This window comes from Providencia sp. PROV197, assembly GCF_028479625.1.
Classification (GTDB): Bacteria; Pseudomonadota; Gammaproteobacteria; order Enterobacterales; family Enterobacteriaceae; genus Providencia; species Providencia vermicola.
Map to the genome: position 1 here is coordinate 54,081 of NZ_JAMPNZ010000024.1, position 16,722 is coordinate 70,802.

The window sequence follows — 16,722 nt, forward strand, 5'->3', positions numbered from 1 at the left end:
ACAGATAAGGTTGGGAAATGACTTCCCAACCTTATCTGATTATTAGAATAAAATCACTCGAAAGCCAGGGTTCAAAAATGACTCTCTCGGTGTATAGTCTAAAGTTTTTCCATTCCAATCAACCACTTTCGCACCTGCCCCAATCGCAATCGCATGACCCGCTGCAGTATCCCAAATATTCGTCGGTCCAAAACGTGGGTAAAGCTGCGCTTTTCCGTCCGCGACAAAGCAGAATTTCAGTGATGAACCAATTTCTACGGTCGTATGCTCCCCCATTTGCGCCAAGTAATCCATTAACTCGCTGTCTTGATGAGAACGGCTTATCACAATGACAGGAGGTTTTCCATCATACACATGGATTTGCTGCTTATGACCGCCTTCTTCTTTCCACGCTTGGTTTCCCTCTGCATAATAAAGCAACCCTTTTGCAGGAGCATACACGACCCCCATAACGGGTACCCCATTTTCAATTAACGCAATGTTAACGGTAAAATCCCCATTGCGGTTAATAAATTCTTTGGTGCCATCAAGAGGGTCAATCAACCAATAGCGTTGCCAGTGCTGTCTTACTGACCACTCCGGAGGATCTTCTTCAGAAAGTTGTGGAATATCAGGGGCAATGCGGGTGAGGCCAGCTGCAATAATATGGTGTGCGGCAATATCCGCCTCCGTGACAGGGGAGTTGTCACTTTTATGATCAACCCGCAACGGTTCTTGCGCATTGTAGGTTTCCATAATGGCATAACCCGCTTCTTGAGCAAGTTCGCAAATTTGTTGTAGCATGTTATTCACCTCTCTCCCGTTGACCTTTACAGCAAGAGTAGCAAGTGTGTAAAATTTACGCCATAAAAAATGCCTTAGTGAATAAAAACACCAAGGCATCAATTCAAATAGTGATTAAAACCGCTATTCTTATAAGATTTCTAACAGCTCAACTTCAAAAACGAGTGTGCTAAATGGTGGAATTGATGCACCTGCACCACGCTCACCATAAGCTAATTCATGAGGGATATACAGCTCCCATTTCGAACCAACAGGCATCAGCGTTAATGCTTCAATCCAACCAGGGATCACGCCGCTAACTGGAAATTCAGCTGGCTGGCCACGTTGAACAGAGCTATCAAACACAGAACCATCAATTAAACGGCCAGTGTAATGAACACGGACACGATCAGAGCGAGATGGGATCGCACCTTCGCCTTGGTTGATCACAGAAAATTGCAAACCAGATTCAGTCGTTGAAACGCCTTCACGTTTTTGGTTTTCATCGAGGAATTTTTGGCCTTCTTCTGCCATTGCAGCTTGGCGAGCAACACGGACTTCATCTGCACGCTCATGAACTTCACGTAATGCTTTGTGCAGGGTTTCAACAGGCACTGATGGCATGTTGCCTTCTAAAGCATCAACCAGACCCGCTAAAATTGCGTTTGGTACTAAGCCTTCTAGCCCTGACTCTAATAATTGTTGGCCAACTTGTAGACCAATACCGTAACTCGCTTGAGCTTCTACTGAATCAAAATTTTGGTTTGCCATTAAAATACCCATATGGTTTTTGATAAAAACCAAGAATAACAGCCCCCCTGCTATGGGTAAACCCAAACCGTCAATCTAAATAATAAATTATCCCGATAGCGTATAAATTTGCTCAGTGTTCTCCGAAAAATCATATCAAGCACTTAAATTACCCAAAAACAGTGTTAGTATGCGTATAAATACGCCCAAGTTAATGCATTGCCTCATCAAGGAGGAGTGATGGTTAAACTGTCTAAATTTCATCGCTATGGTATCGCCGTATTAGCACTGATTGTTGTGGTTGCCCTGTTTTGGCCAACAGGCGATAAACCTTTGAATAATACGCCGCAAAATCAGCCTATTGTCATTCCCCCACCAACAACACCTGAGATCATTCCTGATCCTATTCAGACGCCATCTGGTCAAGAACCTGAAGGTAATATAGAGGAAATACCAACAGAACCTGAAATTGTGCCTGAGCCCATAGAACCTGTGCCAACAGAGCCACCAACAACAACACCAAAGACACAAGAGCCTCAGGTCACAAGCCCATCGGCAAATAAGTGGCAAAATTACCGCGTTCAAAAAGGGAAAACACTGGCGCAATTATTCCGTGATAATAATTTACAGGCTAACGATGCCTTTATCATGGCTCGCGTTGAAGGGGTTGAAAAACCGCTAAGTAATTTACGTCAGGGGCAAAAAATTCGCTTAAAAGCAAATGAGAAAGGGGAAGTTCAGTTGCTGGAAACTACGGCTTCTGATGGAAAAACATATAGTTTTGCACGGTTAAGCGACGGCAGTTACTATCGTACACCTTAGGCGCTAATCATCGCTAAAATGGAATACTAGAAAACAAAAAACACCGGACTTAGCCGGTGTTTTTTATTGGTATTGCCGATAAGTCGACAATACCTACCATCATTATTGATTACTCAGCAACGATGATAACGTTCAGCTCTGCGAAAACATCACTGTGTAACTGGAAGTGAACTTCGTGGTCACCAGTAGTACGCAGAACGCCGTTTGGCAGGCGAACTTCGCTTTTCGCGATTTTAACGCCAGCTGCAGTTACTGCATCAGCGATGTCACGAGTACCGATTGAACCGAACAGTTTACCTTCGTCACCAGCTTTAGAAGCTAAAGTAACAGAACCCAGTGCAGTAACAGCTGCTGCACGAGCCTGTGCTGCTGCCAGAACGTCAGCTAATTTAGCTTCCAGTTCAGCGCGGCGAGCTTCGAAGAATTCGATGTTTTTCTTAGTTGCAGGAACAGCTTTACCCTGTGGAACTAAGAAGTTACGAGCATAGCCCGATTTAACGTTAACCTGATCACCCAGGCTACCTAGGTTAGCTACTTTATCAAGCAGAATAACTTGCATTACCTTATCCTCTTAAGTCGTTAATGGACTGTACCAATTACTGATGACGATCAGTATATGGTAACAGAGACAGGTAGCGAGCGCGCTTGATAGCACGAGCGAGCTGACGCTGATATTTTGCACGAGTACCGGTGATACGGCTTGGTACAATTTTACCACTTTCAGTGATATAGTTTTTCAGCGTTGCGATATCTTTATAGTCGATCTCTTGAACGCCTTCCGCTGTGAAACGGCAGAACTTGCGACGACGGAAATAACGTGCCATATGGCTAGTCTCCAGAATCTATCAAATCAATCTGCTCGGCATGGAGGACTATTTTGCTAATTCCATTGCGCCCTTGATGGGTACTAATGAAACCGCTAACTGTAATCCAACTGCCGACCGTTAAACTGTGAGTATGAGCTTGTAAGGTTTGTCCGCTAACAATAATGGGCATTCTGCACCATGCTTGCCTTGACAATCCCGCTTCCAGTTGTTGTGAACGATGTTCTAAAACAAACTGACAATGTGGAATGCCTGACGGACTCACTTTTCGAATCAATGCTTTACAGACTGTGCCTGTTAGCACCAAACGATTAGTGGACACCTGCGCAATTACTCTTCAGAATCCCCAGTTTCTTCTACTTCTTCATCCTGATATTCATCAGAAAGGTCACGGCCACGACGTTCGTCTTTAGCTTTAACCATTGGAGAAGCTTCTGTTACTGCGTGTTTTAAGCGCATAACCATGCTGCGGATAACGGCATCGTTGAAGCGGAAGTTAGTTTCCAGCTCATCAATCGCTTCCTGCGGTGCTTCTACGTTCAGCAGAACATAGTGAGCTTTGTGCAGTTTGTTGATTGGGTAAGCCAGTTGACGGCGGCCCCAGTCTTCCAGACGGTGAATCTGACCTTGTGCGTTAGTGATTACTGCACTGTAACGCTCGATCATGCCCGGAACCTGTTCGCTTTGGTCAGGATGGACCATAAAAACGATTTCGTAATGACGCATTAGTAGTTGCTCCTTACGGATTATTAGCCTCCTGTCTGGGTTAACCGCGGCCCGCGGAGGCAAGGAACTTGTTGAGTGCGGCTAAAAAATTGACGCGTAACTATACCCACCCCTGAGATAAAACTCAAGAGATGGATGCAGTTTTACACAAATATTATTTTTCACCTGAAACAGGTAAGCGCTGGCGTACGGCTTCAAACAAGCAAACCCCTGTCGCCACTGACACATTCAGAGAGGAGACTGAACCTGCCATCGGGATGCTGATTAATTCATCACAATGCTCGCGGGTTAAACGGCGCATGCCTTCACCTTCTGCGCCCATCACTAATGCGATAGAGCCTGTCAGTTTGCTTTGGTATAAATTATGGTCTGCTTCACCCGCCGTCCCCACAATCCATACGTTGTATTCTTGCAATAAGCGCAATGTCCTTGCTAGGTTCGTCACACGAATAAGAGGAACATTTTCTGCCGCACCGCAAGCTACTTTTTTTGCAGTTGCATTCAATTGCGCCGATTTGTCTTTCGGAACAATCACTGCATGCACACCTGCTGCATCTGCGCTACGCAAACAAGCCCCTAAATTGTGGGGATCCGTCACGCCATCAAGTACCAGTAAAAATGGTGACGGTGTGCTTTCTAATAAATCGGGCAAATCACCTTCTTGGTATTGCTTACCTGGTAATACTTTCGCAATGATCCCTTGGTGAACAGCACCTTCAGTTTGGCTATCCATCCACTGGCGATTCGCGACTTGGACAACAACGCCTAGTGCTTCAATTTCATGCACGATAGGCATCAATCGGCGATCTTCACGCCCTTTTAGGATATACACTTCTTTAATGCGTTGCGGAGAACGCTCAAGCAAGGCTTTCACTGCGTGAATACCGTAAATAATTTCGCTCATAACAGTCTTATGTTTTAATCTAAATGAGGAAAGTGGCGCAAACACGCCACTTTCGTTAATTAACAAAGCACTACGCTAGCAAAAATATTAGCCCTCTTGTTTTGAGGATTTCTTCGCAACGCGTTTTGCTTTTAGTTTTGCTGTAATTTTCTTAGTTTTATCGGAAGGTTTTTTTCCCTTTCCTTTCCCTTTTGCATCAGCTTGTGCTTCGCTTTTTTTCCCTTTTTTCTCAGAACGGCGAAATGCAGAATCAGGCTCGAAGTTTTTATCTTTGCTCCCTTGCGCTTTACGGCGAGCTGGCCGCGTAGCATTTTTTACTTCTTGCTTCATTTTATCCCGTGCAGTTTTGCCTGGGGCTTTCGCTTTACGAGTTGTTGAAATTAACGCGAAATCAATGGTGCGTTCATCCATATGCACCGCTTCCACACGAATTTCCACTTCATCACCAAGTCGATAGGTCGTGCCTGATGATTCACCAATTAAGCGCTGGCCGACAGCATCATAACGGTAGTAATCGTTATCAAGGGTAGAAATATGTACTAAACCGTCAATAAACAAGTCATTGAGGCGAACAAAGAAGCCAAAGCCTGTCACACTGGTAATTAACCCCGTGAAAATTTGACCCACTTGGTCTTGCATAAAGTCACACTTCAACCAGTCAGCCACATCGCGCGTTGCTTCATCGGCACGACGCTCTGTCATCGAACAGTGTTCACCCAGTTGCAACATGCTGTCCATATCAGAGTGCCAGCCGCCTGTTTCTGTCCAGCGCTTATCTGAATGGCCATATTCTTTTGCCAACAAATATTTGATACCACGGTGCAACGTTAAGTCAGGATAACGACGAATTGGCGAGGTAAAGTGCGCATACGATTTCAGCCCTAGACCAAAGTGACCGCGGTTTTCAGGGTCATAAATCGCTTGTTTCATCGAACGCAAGATCATGGTTTGCAGCAATTCGTGATCAGGGCGCTCAGCCACTTCATTCATCACTTGTGCATAATCTTTTGGCTCTGGCTTCATACCACCAGGCAATGTGAGCCCTAACTCGCTAAATACTGAACGTAAATTCATTACGCTCTCTTCTTTTGGACGATCATGCACACGGTATAACGCAGGCTCTTCGTTTTTCTCCACAAATCTAGCCGCCGCAATGTTAGCTAAAATCATGCATTCTTCAATTAATTTGTGTGCATCATTTCGCTCGACAGGTTCAATACTTTCAATACGGCGCTCTGCATTAAAAATAAATTTCGCCTCTTCCGATTCAAAGGATATCGCCCCACGCTCAATTCGTGCCGCATCTAATGCTTTGTATAACTGATGTAAATGTTCAATATGTGGAACCAATGCTTTGTAATGTTCACGCAGTTCTTCATCACCTTCCAAGATTTTCCATACTTTTGTATAGGTCAACCTTGCATGGGAATTCATCACTGCTTCATAGAATTTATAGGAAGACAGCTTCCCTGAGGCCGATACCGTCATTTCGCACACCATACACAGGCGATCGACCCCTGGGTTCAATGAGCAAAGGCCATTAGAAAGAACTTCAGGCAACATCGGCACAACTTGAGATGGGAAATATACTGAGTTACCACGGCTACGCGCCTCAGTATCTAACGATGTTTGCGGGCGTACATAATAGCTAACATCCGCAATTGCGACCCATAAACGCCAGCCACCGCCTTTTTTCGGCGCACAATGAACAGCATCATCAAAATCGCGAGCATCTTCACCATCGATAGTGACCAATGGTAAATCACGCAAATCCATACGCCCTTTTTTCGCAGACTCAGGCACATGTTCACTTAAATCAGCGACTTGTTTTTCAACTTGTGGCGGCCATGAATGGGGAATTTCGTGAGTACGCAGCGCGATTTCAACCGCCATACCCGTTCCCATGGTTTCCCCAAGCACTTCGATAATATTCCCGACTGCTTGAGAACGGCGTTGTGGGCGAGTCACTAACTCAACAACCACCACGTTACCCATGCGAGCACCGCAAATACGGTCTTTCGGGATCAAGATATCAAAACTAAGACGACTATCATCTGGCACCACAAACCCCATGCCCGACTCAATAAAATAGCGGCCTACAATTTGGTTGTTTCTTGGCTCTAATACGCGAACCACGCGCACTTCAGTACGACCTTTACGGTCTTGCCCATATGGCTGTGCTAAAATCACGTCGCCGTGCAGCGCACGTTTCATCTCATCTTGAGATAAATAATAATCTTCTTTTTTACCCTCAACACGCAGAAAGCCGTAGCCATCGCGATGGCCAATAACCTTTCCTTTTAATAAATCTAAACGCTCTGGCAATGCATAACATTGACGGCGTGTGAACACGAGTTGACCATCACGTTCCATTGCTCTTAAACGGCGGCGTAAAGCTTCTAATTCATCTTCCGTAGAAAGATTGAGTAACTGGGCGATTTCTTCGCGATTAGCTGGGGCAGTACGTTTCGAGATTAAGTCGAGGATGAATTCTCGGCTTGGAATTGGGGATTCGTATTTTTCTGCTTCTCTTTCCTGAAAAGGATCTTGTGACATCGTTACCTCCGTTGTCATCAGAATTCATAACTACTGCGAATATTAATCAAGCAGTAATTGATAGAGCGGGGTGTTATCTTTCACCATGTCCGCCAGCGTATATTGATCAAGTTCTTGTAAAAACTGCTGTATTGCTTGGTGTAGCACACCTTTTAAACGACACGCAGGTGTTATGTGGCAAAACTCACCACTACAATTAACAAGGGTTAGGGGTTCTAATGCTCTAACAACATCCCCTATACGAATTGATTCTGCTGGTTGCCCTAGTGTAATCCCGCCATTTTTACCACGAGTGGCTTTTATATAACCTAAATGACTGAGCTGATTGATAATTTTAACCATATGATTACGTGAAACGCCATAAACGTCCGTCACCTCTGTAATACTGGTCATCTTCCCTTCACCCAGAGAAGCCAGATAAATAAGCGCTCGTAATCCATAGTCGGTAAAACTCGTCAGTTGCACAATCACCTCAAAATTTTGGCTTTTACTTATACGACCAAAATGAGTTGGTCGAAAATTTTCTCACGTATTTTAATTGCAAATAACCTAATTTGAACCTAAATCCCACTTGGTTATGCACAAAATATAGCATGCAAATAAATTATGTGTTCATAAATACAGTTTAGCGTATTACGTATCGCAAATATGCATCTAATTGCACAGAATCTGCACACAAAAGTAACTTAGTTCAATCATTATGGGGAATTTTGACTGTTTTATCAAAGAAGTTGCATCGCGGAGGGAGGTAAAGCAGTAAAAAAACTGCGCCTGTATTAGGCGCAGTCAATGTTATTACTCAACGTCAAACGGGTCACGCAGGATCATTGTTTCAGAACGATCTGGACCAGTTGAAATAATATCAACAGGAATACCCGTTAATTCTTCAACACGTTTGATGTAGTTCAGCGCTGCTTGCGGCAGTAATTCTCTTTGCTTCACACCAAAAGTGGTTTCTTTCCAACCTGGCATGGATTCGTAAACTGGCTCTAAACCATCCCACTCATCCGCAGCTAAAGGCGTTGTTTCAAGCACTTTGCCATCTGGACGACGGTAGCCCACACAGATTTTCACTTCTTCTAAACCGTCTAAAACGTCCAGTTTAGTCATGCAGAAACCTGACAGTGAGTTGATTTGTACCGCGCGGTTGATTGCAACGATATCTAACCAACCAGTACGACGTTTACGACCCGTCGTTGCACCAAATTCTTGGCCTTTTTCACGCAGGAATTCGCCCACTTCGTCAAACAATTCGGTTGGGAATGGACCCGCACCAACACGTGTTGAGTAAGCTTTGATAATACCCAGTACGTAATTAACATAACGAGGGCCTAAACCAGAACCTGTTGCAACACCACCCGCGGTGGTATTTGAAGAGGTTACATACGGATAAGTACCGTGGTCAATGTCCAATAATGTGCCTTGTGCACCTTCAAACATCACAAATTCGTTGTTCTGGCTTGCTTTGTACAGCAGATCAGACACATCGATTACCATGCCTGTCAGGATATCGGCCACTGCCATGATATCATCCAGTGTTTTTTGATAATCAACAGCAGGTTCTTTATAGTAATTAACGAGTTGGAAGTTATGGTATTCGACGATTTCTTTTAATTTTTCTGCGAAAGTTGCTTTATCGAATAAGTCACCAACACGTAAGCCGCGACGAGCAACTTTATCTTCGTAAGCAGGACCAATACCACGACCCGTTGTTCCAATCGCTTTGGAACCACGTGCTTTTTCACGGGCGTTATCTAATGCAACATGATAAGGCAGGATCAGTGGGCATGCTTCTGAAAGACGTAAGCGTTCGCGAACTGGAACACCGCGGTCTTCCAATTCTTTCATCTCTTTCATTAATGCGTCAGGCGCAAGAACAACGCCATTAGCGATAATACTGATGACATTTTCACGAAGAATACCGGATGGAATTAAGTGGAGAACGGTTTTTTCACCGTTTACAACAAGCGTATGGCCAGCATTATGGCCGCCCTGATAGCGAACTACATATTTAGCGCGCTCTGTCAGCAAGTCGACGATCTTGCCCTTCCCTTCGTCACCCCATTGGGTGCCCAGTACGACAACGTTCTTACCCATTTCGAAATACACTCGGTTGCTTAAAAATGAATTCTACCATCAAAAATGAACTGTTCCAGTGATATTTTGGCATTACTAAAATTTTTTTCTGGAAAGCAAGTTAAATGGTATTTTTATTTCTGCCGTAAACCCAAAATGAATGTAACCAGTTGAGCAGCTTAAATTTTCCCTGAAAAATCCTATACTTAAAACGACAGGCGAAAAAAAGCCCACCGAAGCGGGCTTTTCTTTAATAGATTAACAGTTATTTTGCTAGGTTGCACGCAACTTAGTCTGATTATTTATTAATCTGTTGCACGAAGCTTAGTTGGTGCTTTCATGAAGCGGAAGAAGTCTGTGTCTGGGCTTAATACCATCACGTCTTCACCACTCTTGAAGCTTTGCTCGTAAGCACGCAAGCTACGAATAAACGCATAGAACTCTGGATCTTGGTTGAATGCATCAGCAAACAGTTTTGTTGCCATTGCATCGCCTTCACCTCGGTAGGTCAGCGCGGTACGCTCTGCTTCTGCCAGTGTTTCAGTTACAGTTTTATCTGCAACCGCACGGATCTTAGTCGCTTCTTCTTGACCTTGTGAACGGTGCTGACGTGCAACCGCTTCACGCTCTGCACGCATACGTGCATAGATAGCTTCAGAAACTTCGTTTGGCAGTTCGATACGTTTAATACGCACGTCGACAACTTCGATACCTAACGCCGCCATACTGTTTGCATTCACAACCAGTGGCTTCAAGTTAGTTTCTTTTTCAACACGTGCTGCGGCATCCGCAATCGCTGCATCAGCTTCTTTTGTCGCATCATCAATTGCAGTACCTTTGTTCAAGGCATCACGTACATCAACGGTTAAACGACCACGTGAATCAGTAATGATATCTTTAACGCTTAAACGACCAAACTCAGAACGTAAACGGTCACTAAATTTACGTTTTAACAGGGTTTCTGCTTGATATGGGTTACCACCGCCAGTTGCTACATAGTAGCGACTGAAATCAGTAACACGCCATTTCAGGTAGGAGTCCACCATTAAATCTTTGTTTTCGCTTGTCAAATAACGGTCAGCTTGGATTTCCAATGTCTGAATACGTGCATCTAACATTTTCACAGTTTCAATAAATGGCACTTTGAAATGCAAACCTGGCTCATAAATGATCGGTTTGTTTTCAGAATCACGCAGAACCTTACCAAAACGCAATACAATGCCGCGGTCAGTTTGAGGAACAATAAAGATAGATGCGTATGCAACTGCCAAGATGGCAATAACGATAACAATTAGCGATTTACGCATGATTATTGTCTCCCTACTCTAACAGCATCACCACGAACAGCGCTGTTTGGCTGTGCAGGCGTTGCAGCAGATGATGACGAATTAATGCTTGGCGTCGCCATTCTTGCTGACGGATTAACTTTTGATGTTGAAGCCGCATCTGAATTTGTACCACGCATGATTTGGTCAAGCGGCAGCACTAACATGCTGTTGCTCTTATCATTCGCAATAACTTTACGTGTATTACTTAACACACGCTCCATCGTATCGATGTAAAGACGCTCACGAGTAATTTCTGGTGCTGCACGGTATTCAGGTAGCATTTTCGCAAAGCTTGCGACCTCACCCTCTGCTTTGAAGACCACACTCGCTTTATACGCTTCGGCTTCTTCAATCAGGCGTTGTGCGTTACCTTTTGCCAGTGGAAGAACTTCATTTCGATAAGCGTGCGCTTCACGAATAGTTTTTTGTTCTTCTTCCCTTGCTGAGATTACGTCATCAAATGCTGCTTTAACATCTTCAGGTGGACGCGCTGCTTGGAAGTTGACATCCAGCAGTGTGATACCCATTTTGTATGGTGCAATTGTCGCTTCAAGCTCTTTTTGTGTCACATCACGGATAAAGGCTCGATTCGTAGTCAATACTTGCTCCATGGCAGATTGACCAATAACACCACGCACAGCACTGTCTAACGCCTGACGCAGACTGTTGTCTGGGTTAGTCACGCTAAATAAATATTGCGCAGGGTCAGTCACACGGTATTGAACGTTCATTTCAACGCGGATCACGTTTTCATCTGACGTCAACATCATGCCGTTAGTCGCTTGCTCACGTACAGTTTCTACGTTGACAGGCACGACTCTATCAATGAATGTTGGCTTCCAGTTCAAACCTGGCCCAACAATACCACTGTATTCACCAAAACGTAACACTACGCCACGGTCACTTTCTTTGATGGTGTAGAAGCCTGAACCTGCCCAGACAACTACAATAGCAGCAAGTGCTAACATCCCTAAACGACCACTGATTTGTGAAGGCTGTTTGTTATCGCCATCACCACCGTTGCCGCCTTTGTTCCCACCTAGCTTGCTGCCTATTTTACGAAAGAGATCGTCGAGATCATAAGCCCCACGTTTTCGACCACCTTTGTTTCCGCCAGAGTTGCCGCCTTTATTGCCGCTTCCCCACGGATCGCGGTCTTGTCCGTCATTACCGGGCTGATTCCACGCCATGTTTTAGCTCCATTCTTTATGATTGATTTTCAGGGCTAAGAGCTCCGCTCAACACACTGGAAGTATGCTGAGTTTGTGTGTCTCTTAATATCAATTCCATTGCCTGGCTACGTTGTTAAACCACGTAGTCAGATAATTGCTGCTCTTGTTTACACAAACGTCGCCAATCCACCATTGGCATACGCACCTCAAGGCCGATTGAACCGTCATCTTCCAACCATTCACGTTCGATTGACTGGAGTTGATAAAAACGGCTACGCAAACGACCTTCGTTTGGTGGTAAACGCAATTCATAATGTGCGATTTCACCAGAAAGGCGTTCCGTCAATGCTTGTAACAGCAATGGGATACCTTCACCTGTTTGCGCCGAAACCCAGACACGAACAGGGTTGTTATCCTCATCTCTGTCAATACGCGGGACAAAATCTTCCAGCATATCAACTTTGTTCATCACTAAAAGTGCTGGTATTTCATCCGCTTCAATTTCTTCCAACACGCTTTCAACCGCATGGATATTTTCATCCAAGCGAGCATCTGCTGCATCGATAACGTGCAGCAGTAACGTTGCTTCACGAGTTTCTTGCAGGGTTGCTTTAAATGCGGCAACCAAATCATGTGGTAAGTGGCGAATAAAACCCACGGTATCTGCTAAAACGACAACACCGACATCTTCGACATTAATACGGCGAAGCGTTGGGTCAAGTGTCGCAAATAGCTGATCTGCAGCATAAACATCTGCAGACGTCATACGGTTAAATAAACTCGATTTACCCGCATTGGTATAACCCACGAGAGAAATTGTCGGAATATCCGCTTTACTTCTCGCTTGACGCCCTTGTTCACGCTGTTTTTCTACCCGGCTAAGCCGCGATAAAATCTGTTTGATTTTATCCCTTAATAACCGACGGTCTGTTTCAAGTTGAGTTTCACCAGGACCACGCAAACCAATCCCGCCTTTTTGGCGCTCAAGGTGTGTCCATCCTCTCACTAAGCGAGTGGATAAATGACGTAACTGTGCCAATTCAACTTGAAGTTTACCTTCATGCGTACGCGCCCGTTGAGCAAATATATCTAAAATTACCCCTGTACGGTCAACCACCTTACATTGGCAAATCCTTTCGAGATTACGTTCTTGAGCAGGGCTTAGCGTGTGATTAAACAACACCACATCTGCGCCACTTTCCTCAACGGCTTGGGCTATCTCTTCAGCTTTTCCTTCCCCAACAAAAAACTTTGGGTGAGGTGCCTTACGACTGCCTGTGACTATTTGTACTGGCTTTACCCCAGCAGACGTCACGAGTGACTCAAACTCTGCCAGATTATCAACGTCTTTTTCTTGGGAAAAAAAGACATGGACTAACACAGCAAGCTCACCGCCTTCATACCTATCAAACAAGGTGCAACCTCTTAGGCTAAACAATAATTGCAAAGGAAAACACAGGTACAGTCTCCCTACCCATGCTTTCCTTGTCTTTTAGCGTACAAACTTACTCAGTTACTTCGCCATCCTGCGATGCAGGTGCACCCGAATGGTAATTACCATTACCTGCGCTACCACCTGTTGTGCCACTGTGGTGAGAAACAGGACGTGCAGGGACAACAGTAGAGATAGCGTGCTTATAAACCATCTGGCTAACTGTGTTTTTCAATAAAATGACAAATTGATCAAAAGATTCAATTTGCCCCTGCAATTTGATGCCATTAACGAGATAAATAGAGACCGGAACCCTTTCACGACGTAATGCGTTCAGGAACGGATCTTGCAAAGATTGCCCCTTAGCCATTCTATGTTTTCCTTATTTTGTTGTTTTTAAAAGAGAATCTTTATGATTCCAAAAGTAACTACTCAAAAATTGCGCTTAACGTTCTAATTGTACACAAACATCAGTCCTATGCACGTACTACCTGCATAACTGTGTCAAGCGCCTGCTGAGGTTGCTCACTATCTAACCACTGAACATTATCCCAGCTTCTTAACCAGGTAATCTGGCGTTTTGCCAATTGGCGTGTTGCACAAATTCCCCGATAAACCATTTCATCATGGCTAATTTCGCCGTCCAAGTATGACCACATTTGCCGATAGCCCACACAACGAATGGCGGGAAGATCAACATGTAAATCACCTCGGTGGTAAAGAGCACGGACTTCCTCTTCAAAACCAGCGTCTATCATCAGATGAAAGCGTTGTTCTATGCGTTCATGTAAAATTTTACGATCTTGTGGCGCAATAGCAAACTGAAACACATTATAAGGCAATTCTTCCCCTGCTGTTTGTGTCATTTCAGTCAAAGTTTGTCCTGAAATGAGATATACCTCTAAAGCACGGGATAATCTTTGTGGATCATTAGGATGGATCCTAGCCGCAGCAACAGGATCGACCTCCGCTAAACGGCGATGGATTTCACTCCATCCATGTTCTTGCGCTATCTGTTCTATTTGGGTGCGCACATTTGCATCAGCAGAAGGTAATGGTGAAAGTCCTTCTAACAATGCTTTGAAATACAACATAGTACCGCCAACAAGTAACGGTATTTTACCCTGAGCAGTAATCTCACTCATTACTTTTAATGCGTCACGACGAAAATCAGCAGCAGAATAAGGTAGAGCTGGATCGAGAATATCAATCAAACGATGAGGGGCTTGGCTGAGTTCCTCGGCTGTTGGCTTTGCTGTACCAATATCCATTCCACGGTAAATTAACGCCGAATCGACACTAATAATTTCCACAGGCAAATGCTTGCGAAGTTCTATCGCTAAAGCGGTTTTACCTGAAGCAGTCGGCCCCATAAGGAATATTGCATCAGGTTTTTTCTGAGTTACTAAATCACTCATTTGTTAGTGTAGCTACCACGGATTGTAAATTAATTAATTGTAATAATGTTGGTGGGGGATTTTTTACCCACTGCGGACAAATCCGCTCAACATCAGCCAGCAACTGAACAGCCTGTGCTAAACTCCAACTTTCTTCTGTTTTCACCTGTGAAACCGCTTTGGCTAGCCATTGTGCGATATCTTGTTGTGTGATGCTTTCTTTTGTCGATAAAAAACCGATCAAATCTGAAAAAAGTTGCGATAAATTTTGTGTTCTTAATGGTAACGATACCGTATGAATTGTTACTTTTCCATGAAATATCGTGGCTTCGATACCAAATATTGCCAATTGTTCCTTGTACCGCTGTAAAACCTCTATTTCATCGTTTTTAAGTGACAATTTTAGCGGTATCAAAAGAGGTTGTGGCTTGAGGTTTTCACCCTCTGGCGACAATTGCGCTAATTTCAATAAATAATTAGCTTCCGTTAAGGATAACAGGATTAGTCCCAACGAAGACTCAATTAATGCAAAGTTTTTTGAGTAAATTGTCAATACTTTACCAAAAAGGTAGTTATCCGCATTTTTTGCTACAGGTTGTGAAGAAACTTGAGACGTATCGACAGGTTGGCGTTCAGGAAAAAGCGGTTTTTTCTCCGTTTCAGGAACTGGAATTGACATCAAGCTTTGGTAAAGGTCTCCCGCTTTTTTATCGTAGTTAGTACCGTAGTTTTTCTGCTCTACATTCCCGACGAATTGTGATGCGGATTTGGGCAGGGAAGAACTCGATGTCGCCGTGGTTGCAGGCTTATAAGCGACCTGCGGTTCACGAGTGGTTCTCTCAGCCTGTGGCAATGATTCGGTATAATTTGGTTTCGAAGTTGGTGTTGGGGAAGAAAAATAATTCCCTCCTGCTGAAGACCGGTTTTCGAGCTCAGCATGTACTGGCTCTATTCCTGGTAATTCACTTATTGATGCCGCTTCAAGGAGTACTGTACGTACGGCTTGATAAATAAAATCATGTACTAACCGCGCTTGGTGAAAACGTACCTCATGTTTCGCTGGATGGACGTTTACATCCACTTGTTTCGGATCAATGGTTAAATACAAGACATAAGCGGGCTGTTGATTGTCTTCTAAATAGCCTTCAAATGCTTGGCGGATAGCATGGTTAATTAACCGGTCGCGCATCATCCGTCCATTCACATAGCAATACTGAGTTTCACTCACAGGAGTATTCGATGGGGAAACCACCCAGCCTTTAATTGCCAGGTCGCTGTGCTCCCAAGATAACGCTAATGCGCCTTGCATAAAGCCGGTACCGCAAATAGTCCCAAGCCGCCTTTCTTGCTGCACTTCATCATGGGCAGCACGGTACTGTTTCACCAGTTTTCCGTTATGAGTCAAATTAATAGACACATCAGGGCGCGATAATGCAATGCGGCGAACCACTTCATCAATATGGCCAAATTCGGTTTTTTCAGTGCGCATAAATTTGCGCCTTGCAGGGGTATTATAAAAGAGATCGAGGACTTCAACCGTCGTACCATTAGGATGCGCTGCAGGCTTTACTGTGACTTCCATATCCCGCCCTTCAGCGTAAGACTGCCACGCTTCGGTTTGTTCCGCGGGTTTTGATGTCAACGTTAATCGTGAAACAGAGCTGATGCTCGCTAATGCTTCACCGCGAAAGCCCATACTCATAATGGCTTCAAGGTCATCGAGCGTCGCAATTTTACTGGTCGCATGGCGCGCAAGGGCGAGGATTAATTCATCTTTGTTAATCCCACAGCCATTATCACGAATACGGATCAGTTTCTCTCCACCACGCTCAATATCAATATCAATGCGTGTTGCCTTGGCATCAAGACTGTTCTCAACCAGCTCTTTTACGACAGATGCAGGCCTTTCGACCACCTCACCCGCCGCAATTTGGTTCGTTAATTGAGGAGAGAGAATATGTATTGCCATCGCT

17 protein-coding genes are annotated in these 16,722 nt (G+C 44.4%); 1 reads left to right on the forward strand and 16 read right to left on the reverse strand.

Annotated features, from left to right (window positions below):
• Window positions 1-42 precede the first annotated feature (42 nt).
• Together cysQ and PR808_RS14475 are read right to left on the reverse strand one after the other, a co-directional pair.
• Window positions 43-783, reverse strand: a complete 741-nt coding sequence (gene cysQ / locus PR808_RS14470) for a 3'(2'),5'-bisphosphate nucleotidase CysQ (protein WP_206083179.1) — start codon at window positions 781-783, stop codon at window positions 43-45.
• 129 nt (window positions 784-912) lie between these two features.
• The gene (locus PR808_RS14475; protein ID WP_206083177.1) at window positions 913-1,533 is read right to left on the reverse strand and encodes a peptidylprolyl isomerase; all 621 of its coding nucleotides are present in this window, start codon (window positions 1,531-1,533) and stop codon (window positions 913-915) included.
• Window positions 1,534-1,752: 219 nt separating this feature from the next.
• Here PR808_RS14475 and PR808_RS14480 point away from each other — a divergent pair, with 219 nt between their 5' ends.
• Entirely contained in the window at window positions 1,753-2,334 is a 582-nt protein-coding gene (locus PR808_RS14480; protein ID WP_272539542.1) for a LysM-like peptidoglycan-binding domain-containing protein, read from the forward strand.
• A 109-nt stretch (window positions 2,335-2,443) separates the two neighbouring features.
• Here PR808_RS14480 and rplI read toward each other — a convergent pair whose 3' ends face one another.
• The 14 genes from rplI to mutL all read right to left on the reverse strand — a co-directional run bounded on the left by rplI (window position 2,444) and on the right by mutL (window position 16,718).
• Window positions 2,444-2,893: a 50S ribosomal protein L9 gene (rplI, locus tag PR808_RS14485; protein WP_206083173.1), complete on the reverse strand. Its 450-nt coding sequence runs from the start codon at window positions 2,891-2,893 to the stop codon at window positions 2,444-2,446.
• 37 nt (window positions 2,894-2,930) lie between these two features.
• Window positions 2,931-3,158 carry a 30S ribosomal protein S18 gene (gene rpsR / locus PR808_RS14490; RefSeq protein WP_000135199.1) on the reverse strand — a complete coding sequence of 76 codons (228 nt, stop codon included), beginning with the start codon at window positions 3,156-3,158 and terminating at the stop codon, window positions 2,931-2,933.
• A gap of 4 nt (window positions 3,159-3,162) precedes the next feature.
• Window positions 3,163-3,480, reverse strand: coding sequence for a primosomal replication protein N (priB, locus tag PR808_RS14495; RefSeq protein WP_206083171.1), 318 nt, complete (start codon window positions 3,478-3,480; stop codon window positions 3,163-3,165).
• Between the two features lie 8 nt (window positions 3,481-3,488).
• Window positions 3,489-3,884: a 30S ribosomal protein S6 gene (gene rpsF, locus PR808_RS14500; protein ID WP_206083778.1), complete on the reverse strand. Its 396-nt coding sequence runs from the start codon at window positions 3,882-3,884 to the stop codon at window positions 3,489-3,491.
• Between the two features lie 154 nt (window positions 3,885-4,038).
• Complete coding sequence (rlmB, locus tag PR808_RS14505; protein ID WP_206083169.1) at window positions 4,039-4,788, reverse strand: 23S rRNA (guanosine(2251)-2'-O)-methyltransferase RlmB; 750 nt, start codon at window positions 4,786-4,788, stop codon at window positions 4,039-4,041.
• A gap of 87 nt (window positions 4,789-4,875) precedes the next feature.
• Window positions 4,876-7,344, reverse strand: a complete 2,469-nt coding sequence (gene rnr, locus PR808_RS14510; protein WP_206083167.1) for a ribonuclease R — start codon at window positions 7,342-7,344, stop codon at window positions 4,876-4,878.
• 42 nt (window positions 7,345-7,386) lie between these two features.
• Window positions 7,387-7,809, reverse strand: a complete 423-nt coding sequence (gene nsrR, locus PR808_RS14515; protein ID WP_206083165.1) for a nitric oxide-sensing transcriptional repressor NsrR — start codon at window positions 7,807-7,809, stop codon at window positions 7,387-7,389.
• Window positions 7,810-8,139: 330 nt separating this feature from the next.
• Entirely contained in the window at window positions 8,140-9,441 is a 1,302-nt protein-coding gene (locus tag PR808_RS14520; RefSeq protein ID WP_206083163.1) for an adenylosuccinate synthase, read from the reverse strand.
• 284 nt (window positions 9,442-9,725) lie between these two features.
• A complete protein-coding gene (hflC, locus tag PR808_RS14525; RefSeq protein WP_225820591.1) occupies window positions 9,726-10,727 on the reverse strand; it encodes a protease modulator HflC in 1,002 nt (333 codons plus the stop codon).
• Between the two features lie 2 nt (window positions 10,728-10,729).
• Window positions 10,730-11,938: an FtsH protease activity modulator HflK gene (gene hflK / locus PR808_RS14530; protein ID WP_206083160.1), complete on the reverse strand. Its 1,209-nt coding sequence runs from the start codon at window positions 11,936-11,938 to the stop codon at window positions 10,730-10,732.
• A gap of 115 nt (window positions 11,939-12,053) precedes the next feature.
• The gene (gene hflX / locus PR808_RS14535; protein WP_206083159.1) at window positions 12,054-13,334 is read right to left on the reverse strand and encodes a ribosome rescue GTPase HflX; all 1,281 of its coding nucleotides are present in this window, start codon (window positions 13,332-13,334) and stop codon (window positions 12,054-12,056) included.
• A 91-nt stretch (window positions 13,335-13,425) separates the two neighbouring features.
• The gene (gene hfq / locus PR808_RS14540; protein ID WP_206083158.1) at window positions 13,426-13,722 is read right to left on the reverse strand and encodes an RNA chaperone Hfq; all 297 of its coding nucleotides are present in this window, start codon (window positions 13,720-13,722) and stop codon (window positions 13,426-13,428) included.
• 106 nt (window positions 13,723-13,828) lie between these two features.
• On the reverse strand, window positions 13,829-14,770 hold the full coding sequence (gene miaA, locus PR808_RS14545) for a tRNA (adenosine(37)-N6)-dimethylallyltransferase MiaA (protein ID WP_206083157.1): 942 nt from the start codon (window positions 14,768-14,770) through the stop codon (window positions 13,829-13,831).
• Window positions 14,763-16,718, reverse strand: a complete 1,956-nt coding sequence (gene mutL / locus PR808_RS14550) for a DNA mismatch repair endonuclease MutL (RefSeq protein ID WP_272539543.1) — start codon at window positions 16,716-16,718, stop codon at window positions 14,763-14,765. Before mutL ends, miaA begins: the two co-directional genes overlap by 8 nt.
• Window positions 16,719-16,722 lie beyond the last annotated feature (4 nt).

What these genes read in the sequence shown, in the direction of transcription:
- cysQ (WP_206083179.1), bottom strand. Translation starts at nt 783, where the DNA reads ATGCTACAACAAATTTGCGAACTTGCTCAAGAAGCGGGTTATGCCATT.
- PR808_RS14475 (WP_206083177.1), bottom strand. Translation starts at nt 1,533, where the DNA reads ATGGCAAACCAAAATTTTGATTCAGTAGAAGCTCAAGCGAGTTACGGT.
- PR808_RS14480 (WP_272539542.1), top strand. Translation starts at nt 1,753, where the DNA reads ATGGTTAAACTGTCTAAATTTCATCGCTATGGTATCGCCGTATTAGCA.
- rplI (WP_206083173.1), bottom strand. Translation starts at nt 2,893, where the DNA reads ATGCAAGTTATTCTGCTTGATAAAGTAGCTAACCTAGGTAGCCTGGGT.
- rpsR (WP_000135199.1), bottom strand. Translation starts at nt 3,158, where the DNA reads ATGGCACGTTATTTCCGTCGTCGCAAGTTCTGCCGTTTCACAGCGGAA.
- rpsF (WP_206083778.1), bottom strand. Translation starts at nt 3,884, where the DNA reads ATGCGTCATTACGAAATCGTTTTTATGGTCCATCCTGACCAAAGCGAA.
- rlmB (WP_206083169.1), bottom strand. Translation starts at nt 4,788, where the DNA reads ATGAGCGAAATTATTTACGGTATTCACGCAGTGAAAGCCTTGCTTGAG.
- rnr (WP_206083167.1), bottom strand. Translation starts at nt 7,344, where the DNA reads ATGTCACAAGATCCTTTTCAGGAAAGAGAAGCAGAAAAATACGAATCC.
- PR808_RS14520 (WP_206083163.1), bottom strand. Translation starts at nt 9,441, where the DNA reads ATGGGTAAGAACGTTGTCGTACTGGGCACCCAATGGGGTGACGAAGGG.
- hflC (WP_225820591.1), bottom strand. Translation starts at nt 10,727, where the DNA reads ATGCGTAAATCGCTAATTGTTATCGTTATTGCCATCTTGGCAGTTGCA.
- hflK (WP_206083160.1), bottom strand. Translation starts at nt 11,938, where the DNA reads ATGGCGTGGAATCAGCCCGGTAATGACGGACAAGACCGCGATCCGTGG.
- hfq (WP_206083158.1), bottom strand. Translation starts at nt 13,722, where the DNA reads ATGGCTAAGGGGCAATCTTTGCAAGATCCGTTCCTGAACGCATTACGT.
- miaA (WP_206083157.1), bottom strand. Translation starts at nt 14,770, where the DNA reads ATGAGTGATTTAGTAACTCAGAAAAAACCTGATGCAATATTCCTTATG.
- mutL (WP_272539543.1), bottom strand. Translation starts at nt 16,718, where the DNA reads ATGGCAATACATATTCTCTCTCCTCAATTAACGAACCAAATTGCGGCG.